Raw genomic sequence first — 16685 nt, 5'->3', positions numbered from 1 at the left:
TTGAAAAAGAAGTATCTTTATGTATATAATCTTCGAAGTTTTTTAAGAGAGTTGATATAATAGAAACAAATAATTAAAGGGGGCATTAAAATGAAGGCTATTATTTCATACGAAACACCTCTAGAACAAGCACATTTCACTGCAAAAAATAATGAAAAAGATATGTTTTATAAAGAAAATACAGAAGAATCTGTAGAAGGTTCTCTTCAGTATGACGTACTAGACGCTGTTGGCGAATTTAAAGGACAACCTGGCTACATCGTTTGTAACAACATTTCTGTAACAGACGAAGGTCGCCCAGTATTTGAAAACCGATTCAAAAACCGCGCAGGCCTTATCGAAAACGAACCAGGATTTCAAGCAATCCGCGTTCTACGCCCATTAAGTAACGATACATATGTCATCTTAACAATGTGGGAAACGGAGCAAAACTTTAAAGACTGGACAGAATCACGTTCATTCGAAAACGCTCATAAAAAACGCCCTGCACAAGCAGAAGGACAAGCTCCAGCTCAGGCGCATCCGCATGCGGAACAGCAGAAAAGTATTTTCTCTCGTCCGTCATTTGTAACTACTTTTGATGTGTTAGTTTAGAGGTTTTGGAGTTCGGAGTTTGAAAATCACGGTATGTGAAATTATATCAACGATTTTTCGAATATATCTATCGTATCTTTGAATATATCAACGATTTTTTCAATATATCGACGATTCGACAGAGGATATTGACTTATCGACAAATCACGACACAAAAAAGGAAACACCATTACACAACGGTGTTTCCTTTTTCTTTATACCAATTATATATAAGAATCGCGTCTTCTTTTCGCATATGCTTCACTTTATATTTATGCCCCGCTACCGATACGACCGCTGTACATAACTCGTCTTTCTTTTGAAAATACGACTGATTGTACCCTACTGCTTGAACATGCCTTCTTCGCATGATTCCTGTATATTTTGCAAGGCCACGGTATACCATGACTAATTGATTTTCCCGTATTATATATCCACCACTTTTATACCGAGCGTATGAAAGTAACGTAAATATGATAAATAGTGGTATCAAGGTGAATAACGCAATATTTTGCTTAAAATATATACTCGCACCGATGATCGGCAGTGCAAGCATAGCACTTGTAATCCAGCCCATTATTACGTAACGGCATAATGCTACTTTTGGTAAATGAACGATTTCCTCTTCCATTTCATACGGTAACTGTAAATATGCGAGTAACTGCTGGACATCTTTTTTCTTCATAAAAGGATGTAACATCACTTCATTTCCCGCTGCTTCTATACTTTGAATAACTTCTACTTCGACAGAACAATAACCGAAAGGCTGACGGAGAATACCTTCTTTCACCGTGATCGCTTGAATGCGATGTAATTTTAAAACAAACTCTTTCTTATCAAATAACCCTTGTACGATGCGAATTTCATTTCCTTTTCGCTCTATTTTAAAGTTCGCATATTTTAACGCATAACCAGCTGTTGAAATGACCCACGAAATCGCCATTAAAATCGCGGCCATAACGATTAATTCATATACACCGTTATCCATTACATACGCTTCTACTTTATTGATGAGCCATTCTGGTAGAAATTGATTAAACTCTGTGTAAAGGATGACTAACATAGAAAATACTAATCCAAATCTACCAGATGTAATAGAGGCGAATAAAATTTCTTTCGCTGTTAACTGATAAATTGTCTTATTTTCTGTCGTCGCGGGCTCTTCTTCAGTCACAATGCTTCTCTCTTTATGTAATAAAGAAATCAGTTCCTTCGCTTCACTTTCTCTAATGCCAGCTAACATCACTTCCGGCTCAGTACCACCGCCGGCTACTTCTATGTTTAATTTCGTCAATCCAAGCACTTGATAAATGATGTTAGAAGACGTACTAATATTTTGCACACGTTCTTTATTTAAGTAGCTTTCCTTCTTAACGAACACACCGTGCTTTATATGTACAATATTATTTTCAACCCAGTACACTTTGAAATACCATTTTATAGCTGAGAAAATTGCCATAATAAATAATATGGCCAAAAGAACGAGATGAAAGAAATACCAAGGTTTCACTTCACCATCTGATCGAAATAAAACAAGAAAAATAAAAGGCAACAAAGTCGCAATTCGAATACCTAACAATATCGTGATCGGATGTTGCCTCTTATACATCCTCATCACTCACTTTCGCAAGTTCTCCAATTTGTCTTTTCAGCTGCTCTGCTTCTTCTTTCGTTAAGCCTGGAATACTATGAGAAGTTGCTGCTGTTGAAATATGTAATTCTGCTAAATTATACTTTCTCATAATCGGACCTTGTTCAATCGTTACGTGCTGCACACGAATCATCGGAATAAGTACGCGTTTTACAATGAACATTCCCTTTTGAATCTCAATTTCTTCTTCATTTAATCTATAACTATAATAACGTTGACGTAAATTTGGAAACACGAAATAATCAAGCGGGATAAATAGAATAGCGCCTGTTACTAACAAACCAAACAACCAGCCCCACCAATTAAAATTGATCATAAAAAAGAAATACGCAATTACGACTGCTAGTATAACTGCCGCCCCAATTAAAGCGTGAATTCGCCACACTTTCAGCATATTAGAATGAATCTCCCTTTCTAACGGCTGCATTTCATCACTCCAATTATATGAATTTATTACTTATATATTAGTTGGTATATACATTTTTGTAAAATTATAGTTTTTTTACATCGTGTCCATTACTTCTTTAAAATTCCCTTCATTAATCGAATACACTTGAAACTGAATGTAATCTATCTCATTCGTATTCGGACGGGCAAATGGCAAAATGTTAAATTTAGAAGCTGATCTTCCTAACATATCTACAATCATTAAAGAAACGTCAATATATTCGAAGTCTACACGAAACACTACTGCTTCACCCGTACATTCATAATCTTTAATCGCATCATAAGACTTATTCGCACTAATTAACATTATTTTTAATAGTTGGTTCAAATTTTCTGGTTTAAAATTAATCATATACGCAGCTCCTTTTTTCAATAAAACACTATGAAAACAGTATAATCTTATCATTTCATAGCTTTACACATCTACTATATAAAAAATAAAGCTAGTTTTTTATATAATTTTTGATATAATTACATACGGGAAACGGGAAGAATTTTGTCTTCCCTTGTGTTTTTATTTGCATCTAGTACTTTTGCTAGATGCCTTTTTTTATGCTAAAAAAGCACCCTCACATACTTTGAGGATACCTTTTCAACAATTGTACTTACATCATCCAGCCTCATCTTCTAGTTTATATTATTTCTGAGTATGCTCTAAAGTGCGTTTTCACTCATTTTCTATAAACAATTGCATTTGGCAACTGTAAGAATCCGTACTAAAAAACTCATCTAATAATTCCACTTCAATGCAATTTTTGATTGTTACATTATTTTTCTCTATATAATCTTTTAATTTCTCCATACTTTCTTCTTTATTATTCTTTTTATAGGCCAGTGTCAAATAATTACCTTCTGGTAATATATCTATATTTTGCTCTTTCTCTGTGTAATCATATTTACATAACACAGAAAAAGCATACTTCGGTTCAAATCTGTATTTTGAATGAATGGTATATGCTATACCAATCTCCATCGTCGTTTCTAAATTTCTCTCCTGAATCATTTTATCTACATCTGAATAATAAAGAAATTCTTTAAAATTACCCACTTCTTTACATGGAGCAGTGACGATATAACGTTGCTCAAAATACTGTATTGTTATTTGATTATGTACTAGTACCTTTTTAGCGACTTGTACACTATTATCTAGTTTATCAATCGTATGAATGACTGCTTGCATCTCTTTTATCTTTTGCTTAGTTTCTTCTCTTTTTAATGCAAAAAATTTTAATAATTCATCCATATTCTTTTCCGTAAAAATCTTTTGCAGTTCTTTCGTACTCGTTCCTAAAGCTCTACAAACTTTAATTATATCAATATAAACAAATTGATCTACCGAATAGTATCTATAACCCGTTTTTGTATCAATGTATACTGGGATAAGAATGCCTGTTTGATGATAATATCTTAAAGCCTTTATTGTAATGCCTTTCATATTAGCAACTTCACCAATAGAAAATAAATTTTCCAATTTATTTTGCCCCCTTATTCTTGACTCTCCTCTTAAGGGAGACATTATTATTTTATCGTTAAAGTTAATAGAATGATAATAAAAAATAGGTCATGCAACAGTAGATGGCTATCACGTATCGTTGTTTTTTGAAATACTGCAACGTGAAATGAACAGTTAACTTTTATTACTAAAGTCAGTAAAAGCGTAGTATAAAAAGAGAAGGAATTTCTACAAAGCTCTTTCTATAGGACATACCATTTTTTCTGCTAACTAATTCAATGAAAGAAGGATATAATATGAAAATTGATAGACCAAAAATTTCGCCAGAGTTATCTTTAAAGAATTTTCACGATATTTTTTATGAAGAAGATCCAACATTAGAAATGTGTGAAATTATCGATTCTACTTTTGAAAATGAATCTGTAGATAGAGTACGTTTATATAGTGCGGTGATAAAGAATTGTAAGTTCACGAATACAGACTTTAGCAATATCGATATTACAGATGTTTGTTTTGAGAACTGTGATTTATCAAATGTTAATTTAAGCAATTCTTCTGTTCACAGAGTCGAATTTAAAAACAGTAAATTAATTGGAGTTAATTTTACAGAATCTAGTTTAGGGAATGTTGAATTTGAAAATTCAATTTTGAATTTAGCCTCATTTGGAAATTCTAAGCTAGAAAAGATTATATTTAATGAAACTTCATTAAATAATGCAGACTTTTTTGACTGTAAGCTAAAGAAGGTTGAATTTGATTCATGCAGCCTTGACGAAGCAAATTTTGATCAAACATCACTGAAAGGAATAGATATTAGTTCCTCTACTTTTGATACACTTACCGTTTCAGTGAACGATTTAAGGGGATGTAAAGTATCACCATATCAAGCTATTCAGTTTGCATCTTTATTGGGATTGATCATTAAAGATTAGTTAAAAAGAACGATTGAAAATGTAAAAAGGTATCCTCGTACTACTTAAAGGATACCTTTTTATTATCTCTATTTTGTTACTGTTTTGTATCATGTTTTTTTCAACAACTTAGTGCAATTCAACAATTGTACCATCTTCGAATACTTTGAATACGCCAGTAAATCCTGCTCCAGCTGCGCCTTCTATTTTATATGTCGTACGCACTCTAATTTGATAATATTTTTTTCCATTCTCTACTTGCGTATTCTCTAGCGTGTAATCATAGTCTTCTTTATATTCATTTTTGATATATTCTTTCGCTTTCTCAAAAGTAAATGCATCTTGAGTCTTTCCTGTTTCTACCTTTTTATTATTTTCTGTCGTTACGTTTTGAGTCTTATCTGCTTCTACTTTTTTATTATTTTCTGTCGTTACGTTTTGAGTTTTATCTGCTTCTACTTTTTTATTATTTTCTGTCGCTACTTTTTGAGTTTTATCTGCTTCTACTTTTTTATTATTCTCTGTTGCTACCTTTTGATTCGTTACTACATTTGTTTTTTGTGGTTTCGCTGCTTCACTCTTTGCAGTTTTTTCTTCTTCATTCATTTTAGTAACTAATCCTACCGCTTTTTTATTATATTCTTCAAGATTTTTGTTATCTTTTGTTTCAGCAACTAGCTTATTTAATATCTCTTTCGCTTCTGCATAATTTTTCTTACTTATTAACTCTTCACTTTTCGTCAGTTGCTCGCTATACTTCTTTTTTTGCTCTAAGATGGCTAGTAATGCTGTTCGTTCTTCCTTTGCTTGTTTTACAAGCGTAGCATTTCCATTCTTCATGTTCTCTACTTTTTCAAATGACTTGATTGATTCTTCTACCTTTGTTTCTTCTTTTAACTTCACTGCTTCAATCATTGCTTTCGTCTGTTCTACAAGCATCTTTGCATCTGAATCGTCTTTCTTCTCATCTAGCGCTTTTTCAAATGATGATAAAGCATTTTTATATTCTTTATTCGTTAACGCGGTCTTTCCTTCATCCATTGCTTTGTCAAAATTCCCATTACTACATCCAGCTAACATTAAAAACGTAAGTCCAATTACCATTAATAACTTTTTCATTTTTTCTCCTCCTATATATCTCTAAAACGATAAAGTGAAACTTTAATCAGTGGGGCGTTTTGTTCCTCCCCCAATGATTATTAGCCTTCACCAATCGGGCCTTTACGGGCAGTTGATTCCCACCTAACTTCTTTGCTTTCGCTGAATTTTGAGGTGGGGGTCTTACTGCCCGTTAATGCGGGGTAACAGCATATGTATAAAAGTCTGTGTAGTAATTAGACTGAAAGTAAAGATGTACTGTGTGTGGGAAAGGAAGTACATTTCATTTACTATCATTACTTAAAACTCCTAAATAGTTGGTAGTTGGTTTTCTTCTTTTAAGACAGAAAGGAATTTTAATAATGTGCGTAAAGCTCTCACCAGGCTCTTTACTACACACACTCTTATACACATAGAAAAACTATTTTTAGGTTGCTATTTCTTTCGCTTTACATGTTCTCGGTTGATTGGATACGAACCACAATTCGTAACATACCGAAAAACAAAAGAAAACAAACCGTAACATAAGTTACCGTTTGTAACTTTCCTGTAACACAAATGTAACATAAGAGTTTTCAATATACAATAGTTTTTTTTACATTATTTTCCCCTATCTATATTTTCAGAAAACAAAAAATTCTAATCCTTAATGTAATAAGCATTTTCATAACAATCCTGCAAAAAAAAAGAGAAAATTTACATTTCTAAGTGAAAATGTACAAAGTTATTATTTTCGGATGTTATAAACTTCTTAAGTTGAAAGGGATAGGATCACCTCCCTTAAAAGGAAAAAATACGCTATTCTTTCCTATGAGCCTACAGAAAGAATAGCGTATTTTTCAAAAATGAGTTCTTTTATTCAAACACTTTGGTTCTATATCACAATTAAAAGGGAAATCAACGCTAATATAGCTGGAAGTCCTTGTTTCACAATAATTGATTTATTAGATGTGAAACCGCCGAAAAGAGCTGCTACTACCACACATATTACAAAAAATAATTGAACCATATAACCAATTGAATTGAGACCAAGTATAAGTCCCCAAATGAGACCAACGGCTAAAAATCCATTATATAAACCTTGGTTTGCAAACATAATGGCTACGTTTCGATCTCCTTCTAAATGCTCCGGTAATTGAAAAGCACGTTTTGCCACTTTTGAATTAATAAAAAACATTTCGAGGATCATGATAAATAAATGTTCTAATGCTACGATCCCGACTAAAATAGCTGCGATTATTTCCACACTATTCTGCCCCCTCTACTCCCTAATATCAATTTTATACTTCTTTCCATTATGCAATTCTATCAACAAGGAGACGGTATGAAACATATCCTTTGTCTGCTGCTTTACTGACAAATAGAAACATAACTTGTACATAGTACTCTTTTTCCAATCCAAAGATTACAGTTATACTTTCTTCTATAGCCCCTACTGGATTTATATCATATCCATGTGCACGTGCTGTCATCAACTGCAATGTGCATGCCATGCTTTTACTTGTCTGTTTTTTTTACCCTCTTGCAACATGTATCCTAGCTTAAAAAGGTTTTACATATATTCCCTTTACCTTCACTTTAACCTTGTAGCCTATATAAAATTCCGACATCTTCTAAATAACAAGTTTTCAAAAATTCCCCCTTCTTACTTATTAAAATATTAATTGATATATCAATATTTGATACGTCAATTAATATACAACTCCTCCTTTAGTTTTGCAAGTTTTTTTGCTCAATTCGTTTTATTTTGTTCCGTCAACTTTAAATCAATTCAAAACCTCTGTTCACTCCTTAGAAACTATAATATTTTTTAATAACTACATAAAAGAAATCAGCTGAATCATCAAATTAATAATTAGTTGTCTCCAAAAACGTAAATTTTATATCTCTTCTATTAATAAAACTCATTTTTATTATTTTAGGGGCAGTCCATTTAGTTAGCTCTATGGGCATGAGATCATACCAACAAAACAAGAATTTCATACTTAACAAAAAAAGCCTACTAATGAAAGTAGACTTAAAGTTTTTTAAGATTATCAAATTAATAGTTCATCAGTTCATTTTCAGGTGTTTGAATAATAACAGGATTTTTCCCTGGATCAATCCATCGTAAAATATCAATAACATTTTGTTTATCTACACCTGTACACCCTTCTGTCCATGAAGTAGAGACATGGAAGAAAATTGCGCTTCCTTTGTATGGTGTACGTGATTCCGTATTATAATTAATGACGAATCCATAATCATATGCTGGGATATACATATTTTCAGCTGATTTCCATCTACCTCTTACTGGCTTTTCTTGCAGCGTATTATAGTATGGAGATTTAGAATCATCTACCCAGACATGATTTGGTGTTAAATTAATAAAGGGTAGTTTCGTACCAGGATTTCCTTGTCTACCGAAAGCTGAACCAATTGTGTATTTTCCTCTTGGTGAACTCATACCACTTTCACTCATCTCAACTGCAAAACCTTTTTTCCCAATATATCCATTTATATTCTTTTGCTCTCTCCATTTCCCATTTGAATTTTCAAATGTACGAATTTGAGCTTGATTCGTATGATAACCTTTTGTGGTAACTAAAATAACTTGTTGATTATTTTGGATTGTTTTTAAATTATCAATAACTGTTCTAGATTCATTCGTATTCATCCATTGTAGACCAGCACCAGTTCTTATACGCAACCACGTACCTCTTTCTTCAACTACTGTCACCGTTTGCGCTGTATATTTTAACAGTACATTCGCTGAGTCTGCTGGATAATCATATGTAAAAAAGTCTCTATTAATATGAATTCTTTTCTCGTTTAATAAGACCCATTTGAACCCTTGAGATGTATGAATTTTAACCCAGCCATCTCCTCTTTCTTCATACACCGTTACAGTTTGTGGTGTACATTCAAAAGCGATTCCTGAAGATAATGAGGCACTCTGATAAACAAAGAATGGCTTAGACATTTGAATTTGTTTACGTTTTAGCTCTTTATCTTTTGACATATCTGTTCGAGCAATTAAATTTACCGATTCTGCACGAGTAATTGTTTGATCAGGCTTCCAACTATCATTACCGTATCCATTTGAAATACCTAATTCAACCAAGATGTTTACATATTTCTCGCCCCAGTGCCATTTTAAATCGTTAAATACTGTTGGAGGATTCCCTGTCACTTTCTCTTGCAATTTGTATGCATTTACTAACATAGAAGCCATTGCGCCTCTTGTTAGCTTTCCATTAGGATTGAATTTCCCGTTACCATCTCCTTTAATAACACCCGCTTTTTCTATAGTCGCAATATACGGAGCTGCCCAATTTCTTTTTGAGTCATCAAAAGACGGCGTTGCCGATTGATCGACAGGAAGATTCAATATTTTCGCCATCATTTTGGCGGCTGAGCCTCTATCTATCTCTAAATTTGGTGAAAACGTGCCATCAGGCATACCTGATAATACATTTTTATTTATAAGATAATCTACTGATGGCTTTACCCAATCCGGAACATCAGGGAAACTACTTGGAGCTGCTTGCACTTCATTCTTCGTTACATTTTCCACTTCAGCTAAAGAACTTGAAGAAATAGAAAGAAATCCTACCGCAATCATACCTATCGTTGCTACTTTTATAAGCTTCATATTTACACATGTTCCCCTCTTCTTTATTAAACTCGTAGTACCATTGTGATTCGTTTCACAAAAATTATCATAATGACAGATTACACAAATGTTAATTATAACCTTTCGCCTTAAATATTCCAATAACAATATAAGCAGAAATAATGAACTACCAGTTTGTTTTTTTATATGAGAAGCGAAAAAATAGAGCTAGTTTTTTATACACTTGATATAATCACATATAGAAGATGGAAGATTTTCATTTGCTTCTATTTCTATTGCTACATGCCATTTTACATAGTCTCGGGGGATAATAATGAAGAAATTTACTGTTAGCTATATAGCATGTTTACTAGCTTTCTCTACTGCTGTGAATGTTTTACAGTATGCAAGCGTCCCAAATTATGCGGATTCATGGGGACCGATTTGGGTATCCATTATTATGTTTTCAATTCTTGGAAGCATCCCTGTTCTTATCGGTTGTTTATTAGGTGAATTTTGTTATAGAAAAATAAAAAGAAGTCACGAATTAAAAATCGGTATTCCTTTATTTATATTGTTAGGTATTGCCTACAATCATGTATTCTTTATGTGGTTTAACGACAGAGATTTTCTATCCTTTACTTTAGAAACCTTTCTGAATACTGGCATTCCTATTACTGTATCATCTTTACTGTTTTATCTTGTAAGACGGCGCTAATTCTTTCATCATTGCATAAAAAATGTTATTACTCCTAATAAATTGAGTAATAACATTTTCCTTACTACATTTGCTTCCAACTAGCATCCTTCACATCTTCACCAGTCGGCTTTCTAACTGATTTCAAAAAGCACTCCTCGCAAGCACCAAATGCAATGAAATTTTTCTGTGCTTGTCTTAACGAAGCTACATTCGCCCCGCCTTCAAAATCAGGATCGTTAAACTGAACCTCATCATCTTCCCAATAACATATATTACAAATTTCATATGTACCTGGTGGTTCTTCTTCTATTGTTCTATACCCGCAGCATGGACATGTGTATTTCATTTTGCCACTCCATTATTAACTTGTTTTTTCTCCCATATATTCCGCCCCACTAAGAATGTAACAGCGCAAATCATAGTTATTCCCATGAAAAAAACATTAGAATCTTCATATGTAGCTGGCATTCCTACCGTTACAGAAACAATACTACAAGCTAAAAGCAAATATAATAATAAAGATATAATATAGCTTAGTTTAAATCGTAAAATGATACCTCTAAACAATAACTCACCAAGTAGACAGCCACCGAAAATGATAGGTACTCCGAAATACAATGTAAGGACTCCCATTTGCGCAGTAGATTGAATTATCTTACCAAGTATGTTCGGCGAAACCAGCTCACTATTGTTTCCCATCCTATCGTATAAATCAAGTGCCGTTACTGAAATAAAGAAACTTAATATAGAAAATGAATACGGAATTAAAAATTTGCTCACTCTCATTCACCTCACTTTTCCTTCCACATATATTATTCATTATTTTCACATAAAGTGAAACTTTAATCTGTGGTTTTTTTCATCCCCCACTGTTTATCAGCCCTCACCAATCGGGCTTTTACGAGCAGTTGATCCCGGCACCTAACTTCTTTGCTTTTGCTGAATTTTGAGTTGGGGATTTTACTGCCCGTTAATGCGGGATAAAAAAATAGCCCATCTTCCGCAAAAGACGAGCCATTCTATTTAATCCTCACTTAATCTCTTCTTATACCAATCCTGCATTCTCCCCGCATCTTCTACTCCCGTATGCTCTAATTTATAATTCGATGATGCGTTAGAGAACTTATACGTACATAGATTTGCACGGCGCTGGAAATATGATTGTGTCTTTTCCATTGATTGGACGTGTCTTCTTCTAACAAGTCCTGTATATTTTCCGACGCTGCGATATACAAGCGTAATTTGCTCTCCATTTACACTGTAACCATTTGTTTTAAATGTTGCATATCCAAGTGTAAAGATGAGGATCGCTAGCGGAATGAATGCCCACATGATGAAGTGCTTTTCAAAGTATATACTTATTCCAGTAAGCGGGATTGCTAGCATTGCGAAGAAAATGAAACTATCAATGAGATAGCGGCGTAATGCTGTTTTTGGTAATGAAATAATATTTGTATTCAGTTCGTATGGTAATTGTAAATGTGCGAGTAACTGTTGTACGCGATCTTTTCGAATGATTGGATGCAGTGTAACTTTTTCTTTCTCGTCATCCAGTCCTTTACTTTGAATGACTTCTACTTGCACAGCGCAATAACCGAATGGCTGACGTAAAATACTTTCTTTTATCGTAATACCTTGAATACGGTGCAATTTTAGGACGAGTTCTTTTTTCTCAAGTAATCCTTGTGAAATGCGGACCTCATCATTTCTTCGATTCACTGTGAAATCTCCATGTTTTAGCGCATAACCGATTGTCGATATAATCCATGAAAGGACGATCAAAATGGCTATCATGAAAATCAAGCCATATATATCGTGGTCCATTACATACGACTTTACGCCATTCTCGATCCATTTCGGAATGTACTCATCTACTTGATGATATACGAAAAAGATTAATGAGAATAATAGTCCAAACTGACCAGATGTAACAGATGCTAGTAAAATTTCTTTCCAAGTCAATTTATATTCTGTCGATTGTTTCTCTTCTGTAACGATTTGTTTTTCTTCTGTATTTTCTACTGCTTCGTCTAACGTTTCTTCTGCTTTCACTTCTGGAGTTGGCTCATTTAGCAAAGTAATAAGCTCTGTTGCCTCTTCTACTGTAATACCAGCTAAACTAACTTCTGCATCGTCGCCCCCACCAGCTGTTTCGATTTGAATTTTCTTTAAGCCAAGCATTTGATATAACACGTTAGAACTTGTATGAATCGTTTGCACACGTTCTTTATTTAAGTAGCTCTCCTTCTTCACAAAGAGCCCCTGTTTCACATGTAGTACGTTATTTTCAACCCAGTATGTTGTGTAGTACCATTTTTCAAACGCTGAAAAGACGGTGAGTAAACCGAATGCAGCGGGAATTAAATACCAAAACGGGAACTTTCCGTTTAAACTAAACATGAAAATAATGAGTGGTATAAAGTCTGTTATTTTTAATTCTAATAACATCGTGATTGGATGCTGCCTCTTATACATCCTCATCACTCACTTTCGCTAATTCTGCGATTTTCGTTTTCAACATTTCTGCTTCATACATCGTTAAACCTGGGATGCTGTGAGAAGTTGCTGCTGTAGAAATGTGCAATTCAGCTAAGCCATATTTTCTCATAATCGGTCCTTGTTCAATTGTCACGTGCTGTACACGAATCATCGGTACTAATACGCGCTTTACGACGAAAAGACCGTGCTGAATTTCAAGTTCTTCGTCATTTAATTGATAACTGTAATAACGCTGACGTAGTTTCGGGAATAAGAAGTACGAAAATGGTGCGAACACAACTGTTAGCCCAATCATCACATACAAAATCCATGCCCACCAATCAAACTTTATCATGAGGAAAAGGTAAGCTAAAATGACGAGAATACCGATCCCTTCTTCAATTACAGCACGAACTTTCCACACCTTCACCATGTCAGGGTGAATTTCATTTTTCAATGGATCCATGTAACCACTCCAAATCTAGTAATCTAATATACGAATAGTCTCAATCTATATTTTACATAACTTTACAGAAAATTGTAATTTAATTATCTTTCTTCTTAGGAATAAAATATCCGAACCAAAGTAGCCAAATGAAGCCGATTAACTTCAGCCAACTTCCATTCGCTTGAAAAGCCTCTATCATACCTGGTATTTTATAAACTCCAATGAATCCGAGAAAACCGAGCCACCAGTTTTTTTGCATTTTCACTTCTATTCCTCCTTCATAACGTTTTTCACATTTCGAATCCAAATTTCTTTATACTTTAACTCGAATCCCATGAGCATGTAATTACTCATATTATCGATCACAAGCGCTAGCGTATGAGCATTTTCTTCCGTTTCATATTGTGACACAACGCCCAGTTCTACACCTTTCTTCAATAAATCGTGGAAACCATTTAAGAACTCTTCTTGTATTTCAAATAAGCGTTTCTGATACTTTTCATTTCGCGATGCAGTTACGATAAATTCATTTATAACGCGTAATATTCCTTCTTGCCCTTCATATTCAGAGAGCATATGTAAACCATCTGAAATTAACTTTTCTGCAAAGTTTTCTTTCGTATATTGTTCTTTATCGAAATAACTCACGAAATGATACCCAGAAAAAATTTCTTCAAATAAAAAATCGACTAACGCTTCTTTAGAAGAAAAATGATAATAAATAGCCGGTTTTGAAATACCTACTTCTTTCGCAATCATAGAAAGGCTCATCTTCTCAATGCCGTGCTCTGCCATGAGTTTAAATGATGCCTCGACAATGTTTTGCGATGTTTGTAAATTCTTTGTCATACTGTACCTCACTTATTTTTACTTACCGGTCGGTAAATAAATTGTAAAATAAAAAATCATCGTTTGCAAGTTTGATTCAAAACTACATATTACTTTCTCCATTCACTTTATGAATCAGAATCATATTCTTCCATAATTACTACAGTAATCTTTCATCCAGTTAAACTACAAAAAGCACCTTTGCGAGTGCTTCTTGTAATTTAATATTTAGGCCCCATGTAATCATAACTTTGATCTAACGCTTTTAATAAATCAATCGCACCCTTTAACTCTCTTTTATCAGACTCTAATTCTTCCATCCTTCTTTCGATATCTTTTTTAAAAGATTCTAAATCGCTAATGGCTTTTTTCCCTACTCCAAGTTGCGACCAGCTTGAAAGAAGTAAATTATGTACATTACTTACAACCCTTTTATTATGGTTTAAGTCTTGAATCATATGGTCAAATTGTTGTAAAGCTTGGCTCAATACTTCTTCATTTAAGTAAATTCTCGGCATCTTAATCTTCTCCCTTAATATTGTTGATCCGTCTTCTTATAATCATCGGCTTTCTTCTCAATAAAATCTGAAATTTCCGTTGCTGTTCGTATGTACCAAAAACTTAAATGCTCTACATGTGCGCGTATATTATTTACTTTAGCTTCTACCCGTCTACTTTCAGCCGTTTCTAATAATGTCATCATATTAGAAATTAACCTCGGTACTCTATCTTGAAATTCTTGTGCGTTTCGCTTCATATCTCTTACGGCTTTTTCCAAATTCTCTACAACTACACGAATCTCTCCCCCGCCTAATAACGCGCCCGGTGAATCATAAACTCTTTCATTCGTGTCTACATTTAACAAGTATTTATTTGATAAAGACCCATTCTCCCCAAATCGGAAGTTTTTATCTGTTTGATAATGATAACCAGGACCACTTATCGAATTCAAAAATCGAGTAACATCCATCCCAAGCTTTTGTTGTAATGATAACTCGGACATTTCTTCTTTCGAAATTGGTGGTGTTACCGCATAAGTAGATCCTATATGACTTTCATATGCACCAAATGGTCCATAACCAATTGAATCATTTCCGTGAACAACACTTACAATTCTATTATTAAACTCACCATTATTTGCTTTTTCTTGTAAATCAGGCGGTAACAAATGTTTTGCACTTGGCGCATTCCATGACATACATCTTACATTGTCATTAGATGCCGCTGCATATTCCGCTAAAGCTCCCCCTAATGAATGACCCGTCGTATATATCTCCACATCATCCCTGCCCTTATATGTATCCGTTACTTGTTTCATGACCCTTTCAGCTTGTTCAAATTGATTATGTGTTTCCCAGCGCTGATTCTCTTCATTCCAATATTTCTTTGAACCTGCATTCTCAGTTCCTGCTACAGGAGGTGCTGCTGGTTCATGAACACCTTCTCGTAATACAAAATGATTCGTATCCGTTTTTAAATCCTTCATACCTTCCCCTTGTTTCATCGGAATGCCTAAAGAGTTTTTCTCTATAATTTTATCCCCTTCTGTTCCTCGGAAAGATACCATAACTTGCTTTTTCCCATTTATATCTCGTTCAAAGACTACTGCGTCCATTCCGGTTTGTTTGTCGTGGAATGTTTTTTCTACTGCCCACGATTGGATCTTATTCTTCCCATTATCTCTAATGTAAACATTATCTTTTAAATTTTCATCATCTTGGTATGCATAACGAGCTAATTGATAATACGTAGTGTCTAATACTTTCTCATTTTGTTGCAAGTTCTTCCCCTCCTGTAAATTATGCGATATCCTAATAATAAAAATACCATAATTGGAGGGTATATATGGAAATAAAAAAGAAGATTATTGGTATATTTTTCTTTTTCACTTTAATATTTACTATTTTAGGAGGGTGTAATGTGGAAAATAATAAAGAGGAAGAAATCATTAATACAGCAAAAGAAGAAACTATTAAATACTTCAAGGAGGAGGAAAACGTAGATGTAACTATTACTAAACATAAATTCACTCCAAATGATCTTCAAACAATTTTCATATCCGGTTATGTAACGGATGACAAAAGCAAAGAATTTAGTGTTGCAGTTGAATACGCTAATAACTATCATATCAGTACCATTTCAACCACCAAAAATTTTGAACTAAAACATGATTAGTTAACGATTTGTTGTAATATTTTTTCTTTATGAAAACCCTAAACAAATCCATACCGTCAAAAGCACTCGTAGATTGTATCTATGAGTGCTTTTTTTACATTCCTTAAGTACAATCGAGAAACATACAAGCTATTAAAAACCGTAGGGACATCTATAAACGATATCAATATATATATATTGATAAATGTCCCTTTTCACGTAAAATATTTTAGCATATGAATTTTTTTCTTAACAAAATGATTTGTATCCGTTTTTAAATCCTTCATACCTTCCCTGGCTTCATCGGAATGCCTAAAGAGTTTTTCTCTATAATTTTATCCCCTTCTGT

19 protein-coding genes and 1 pseudogene are annotated in these 16685 nt (G+C 33.7%); 4 read left to right on the top strand and 16 right to left on the bottom strand.

Annotated features, from left to right (window positions below; genetic code table 11):
* The first annotated feature begins 90 nt into the window (after positions 1-90).
* Positions 91-594, top strand: coding sequence for a heme-degrading monooxygenase HmoB (gene hmoB, locus KI369_RS03840; protein ID WP_016094592.1), 504 nt, complete (start codon positions 91-93; stop codon positions 592-594).
* A gap of 169 nt (positions 595-763) precedes the next feature.
* Here hmoB and KI369_RS03835 read toward each other — a convergent pair whose 3' ends face one another.
* The 4 genes from KI369_RS03835 to KI369_RS03820 all read right to left on the bottom strand — a co-directional run bounded on the left by KI369_RS03835 (position 764) and on the right by KI369_RS03820 (position 4142).
* Entirely contained in the window at positions 764-2182 is a 1419-nt protein-coding gene (locus KI369_RS03835) for a PH domain-containing protein (protein ID WP_212955072.1), read from the bottom strand.
* On the bottom strand, positions 2175-2651 hold the full coding sequence (locus tag KI369_RS03830) for a PH domain-containing protein (RefSeq protein WP_076869180.1): 477 nt from the start codon (positions 2649-2651) through the stop codon (positions 2175-2177). The genes KI369_RS03835 and KI369_RS03830 overlap by 8 nt, the downstream gene beginning before the upstream one ends.
* A 75-nt stretch (positions 2652-2726) precedes the next feature.
* Complete coding sequence (locus tag KI369_RS03825; RefSeq protein ID WP_212955071.1) at positions 2727-3023, bottom strand: protoporphyrinogen oxidase; 297 nt, start codon at positions 3021-3023, stop codon at positions 2727-2729.
* Between the two features lie 315 nt (positions 3024-3338).
* On the bottom strand, positions 3339-4142 hold the full coding sequence (locus KI369_RS03820) for a MerR family transcriptional regulator (protein WP_212955070.1): 804 nt from the start codon (positions 4140-4142) through the stop codon (positions 3339-3341).
* A gap of 278 nt (positions 4143-4420) precedes the next feature.
* On the opposite strand from KI369_RS03820, the gene KI369_RS03815 reads away from it, so the two are divergent.
* Positions 4421-5056, top strand: a complete 636-nt coding sequence (locus tag KI369_RS03815) for a pentapeptide repeat-containing protein (protein WP_212955069.1) — start codon at positions 4421-4423, stop codon at positions 5054-5056.
* A gap of 108 nt (positions 5057-5164) precedes the next feature.
* On the opposite strand, the gene KI369_RS03810 is transcribed toward KI369_RS03815, so the two are convergent.
* The 4 genes and pseudogenes from KI369_RS03810 to KI369_RS03795 all read right to left on the bottom strand — a co-directional run bounded on the left by KI369_RS03810 (position 5165) and on the right by KI369_RS03795 (position 9767).
* On the bottom strand, positions 5165-6154 hold the full coding sequence (locus tag KI369_RS03810; RefSeq protein ID WP_212955068.1) for a hypothetical protein: 990 nt from the start codon (positions 6152-6154) through the stop codon (positions 5165-5167).
* 853 nt (positions 6155-7007) lie between these two features.
* Entirely contained in the window at positions 7008-7379 is a 372-nt protein-coding gene (locus tag KI369_RS03805; RefSeq protein WP_212955067.1) for a DUF1304 domain-containing protein, read from the bottom strand.
* A gap of 49 nt (positions 7380-7428) precedes the next feature.
* Positions 7429-7617, bottom strand: a pseudogene (locus KI369_RS03800) (nitroreductase family protein); the annotation flags it as partial.
* A 557-nt stretch (positions 7618-8174) separates the two neighbouring features.
* Positions 8175-9767 carry an S-layer homology domain-containing protein gene (locus tag KI369_RS03795; protein WP_212955066.1) on the bottom strand — a complete coding sequence of 531 codons (1593 nt, stop codon included), beginning with the start codon at positions 9765-9767 and terminating at the stop codon, positions 8175-8177.
* Positions 9768-10062: 295 nt separating this feature from the next.
* On the opposite strand from KI369_RS03795, the gene KI369_RS03790 reads away from it, so the two are divergent.
* Positions 10063-10446 (top strand): hypothetical protein, encoded by a 384-nt coding sequence (locus tag KI369_RS03790; protein ID WP_212955065.1) that lies wholly within the window; start codon positions 10063-10065, stop codon positions 10444-10446.
* 64 nt (positions 10447-10510) lie between these two features.
* On the opposite strand, the gene KI369_RS03785 is transcribed toward KI369_RS03790, so the two are convergent.
* From KI369_RS03785 to KI369_RS03750, 8 genes are all read right to left on the bottom strand, one after another.
* Positions 10511-10774 carry a CPCC family cysteine-rich protein gene (locus KI369_RS03785; RefSeq protein WP_212955064.1) on the bottom strand — a complete coding sequence of 88 codons (264 nt, stop codon included), beginning with the start codon at positions 10772-10774 and terminating at the stop codon, positions 10511-10513.
* Complete coding sequence (locus KI369_RS03780; protein WP_212955063.1) at positions 10771-11208, bottom strand: hypothetical protein; 438 nt, start codon at positions 11206-11208, stop codon at positions 10771-10773. The genes KI369_RS03785 and KI369_RS03780 overlap by 4 nt, the downstream gene beginning before the upstream one ends.
* A gap of 243 nt (positions 11209-11451) precedes the next feature.
* Complete coding sequence (locus KI369_RS03775; protein ID WP_212955062.1) at positions 11452-12903, bottom strand: PH domain-containing protein; 1452 nt, start codon at positions 12901-12903, stop codon at positions 11452-11454.
* Positions 12896-13372: a PH domain-containing protein gene (locus tag KI369_RS03770; protein ID WP_212955061.1), complete on the bottom strand. Its 477-nt coding sequence runs from the start codon at positions 13370-13372 to the stop codon at positions 12896-12898. Before KI369_RS03770 ends, KI369_RS03775 begins: the two co-directional genes overlap by 8 nt.
* Before the next feature lie 79 nt (positions 13373-13451).
* Positions 13452-13619: a hypothetical protein gene (locus KI369_RS03765; protein ID WP_212955060.1), complete on the bottom strand. Its 168-nt coding sequence runs from the start codon at positions 13617-13619 to the stop codon at positions 13452-13454.
* A 2-nt stretch (positions 13620-13621) separates the two neighbouring features.
* The gene (locus KI369_RS03760; RefSeq protein WP_212955059.1) at positions 13622-14203 is read right to left on the bottom strand and encodes a TetR/AcrR family transcriptional regulator; all 582 of its coding nucleotides are present in this window, start codon (positions 14201-14203) and stop codon (positions 13622-13624) included.
* A gap of 200 nt (positions 14204-14403) precedes the next feature.
* The gene (locus tag KI369_RS03755; RefSeq protein ID WP_001137438.1) at positions 14404-14700 is read right to left on the bottom strand and encodes a hypothetical protein; all 297 of its coding nucleotides are present in this window, start codon (positions 14698-14700) and stop codon (positions 14404-14406) included.
* Between the two features lie 14 nt (positions 14701-14714).
* Positions 14715-15962, bottom strand: a complete 1248-nt coding sequence (locus KI369_RS03750) for a lipase family protein (RefSeq protein WP_212955058.1) — start codon at positions 15960-15962, stop codon at positions 14715-14717.
* Positions 15963-16027: 65 nt separating this feature from the next.
* Between KI369_RS03750 and KI369_RS03745 the strand changes: the two genes are divergently transcribed.
* Positions 16028-16357, top strand: coding sequence for a hypothetical protein (locus tag KI369_RS03745; protein WP_000403420.1), 330 nt, complete (start codon positions 16028-16030; stop codon positions 16355-16357).
* Positions 16358-16685: the final 328 nt, after the last annotated feature.

It is taken from the genome of Bacillus sanguinis (assembly GCF_018332475.1).
Classification (GTDB): Bacteria; Bacillota; Bacilli; order Bacillales; family Bacillaceae_G; genus Bacillus_A; species Bacillus_A sanguinis.
The sequence above is the reverse complement of the archived record's forward strand: the minus strand, read 5'-3'. Positions and strand labels throughout refer to the sequence as shown.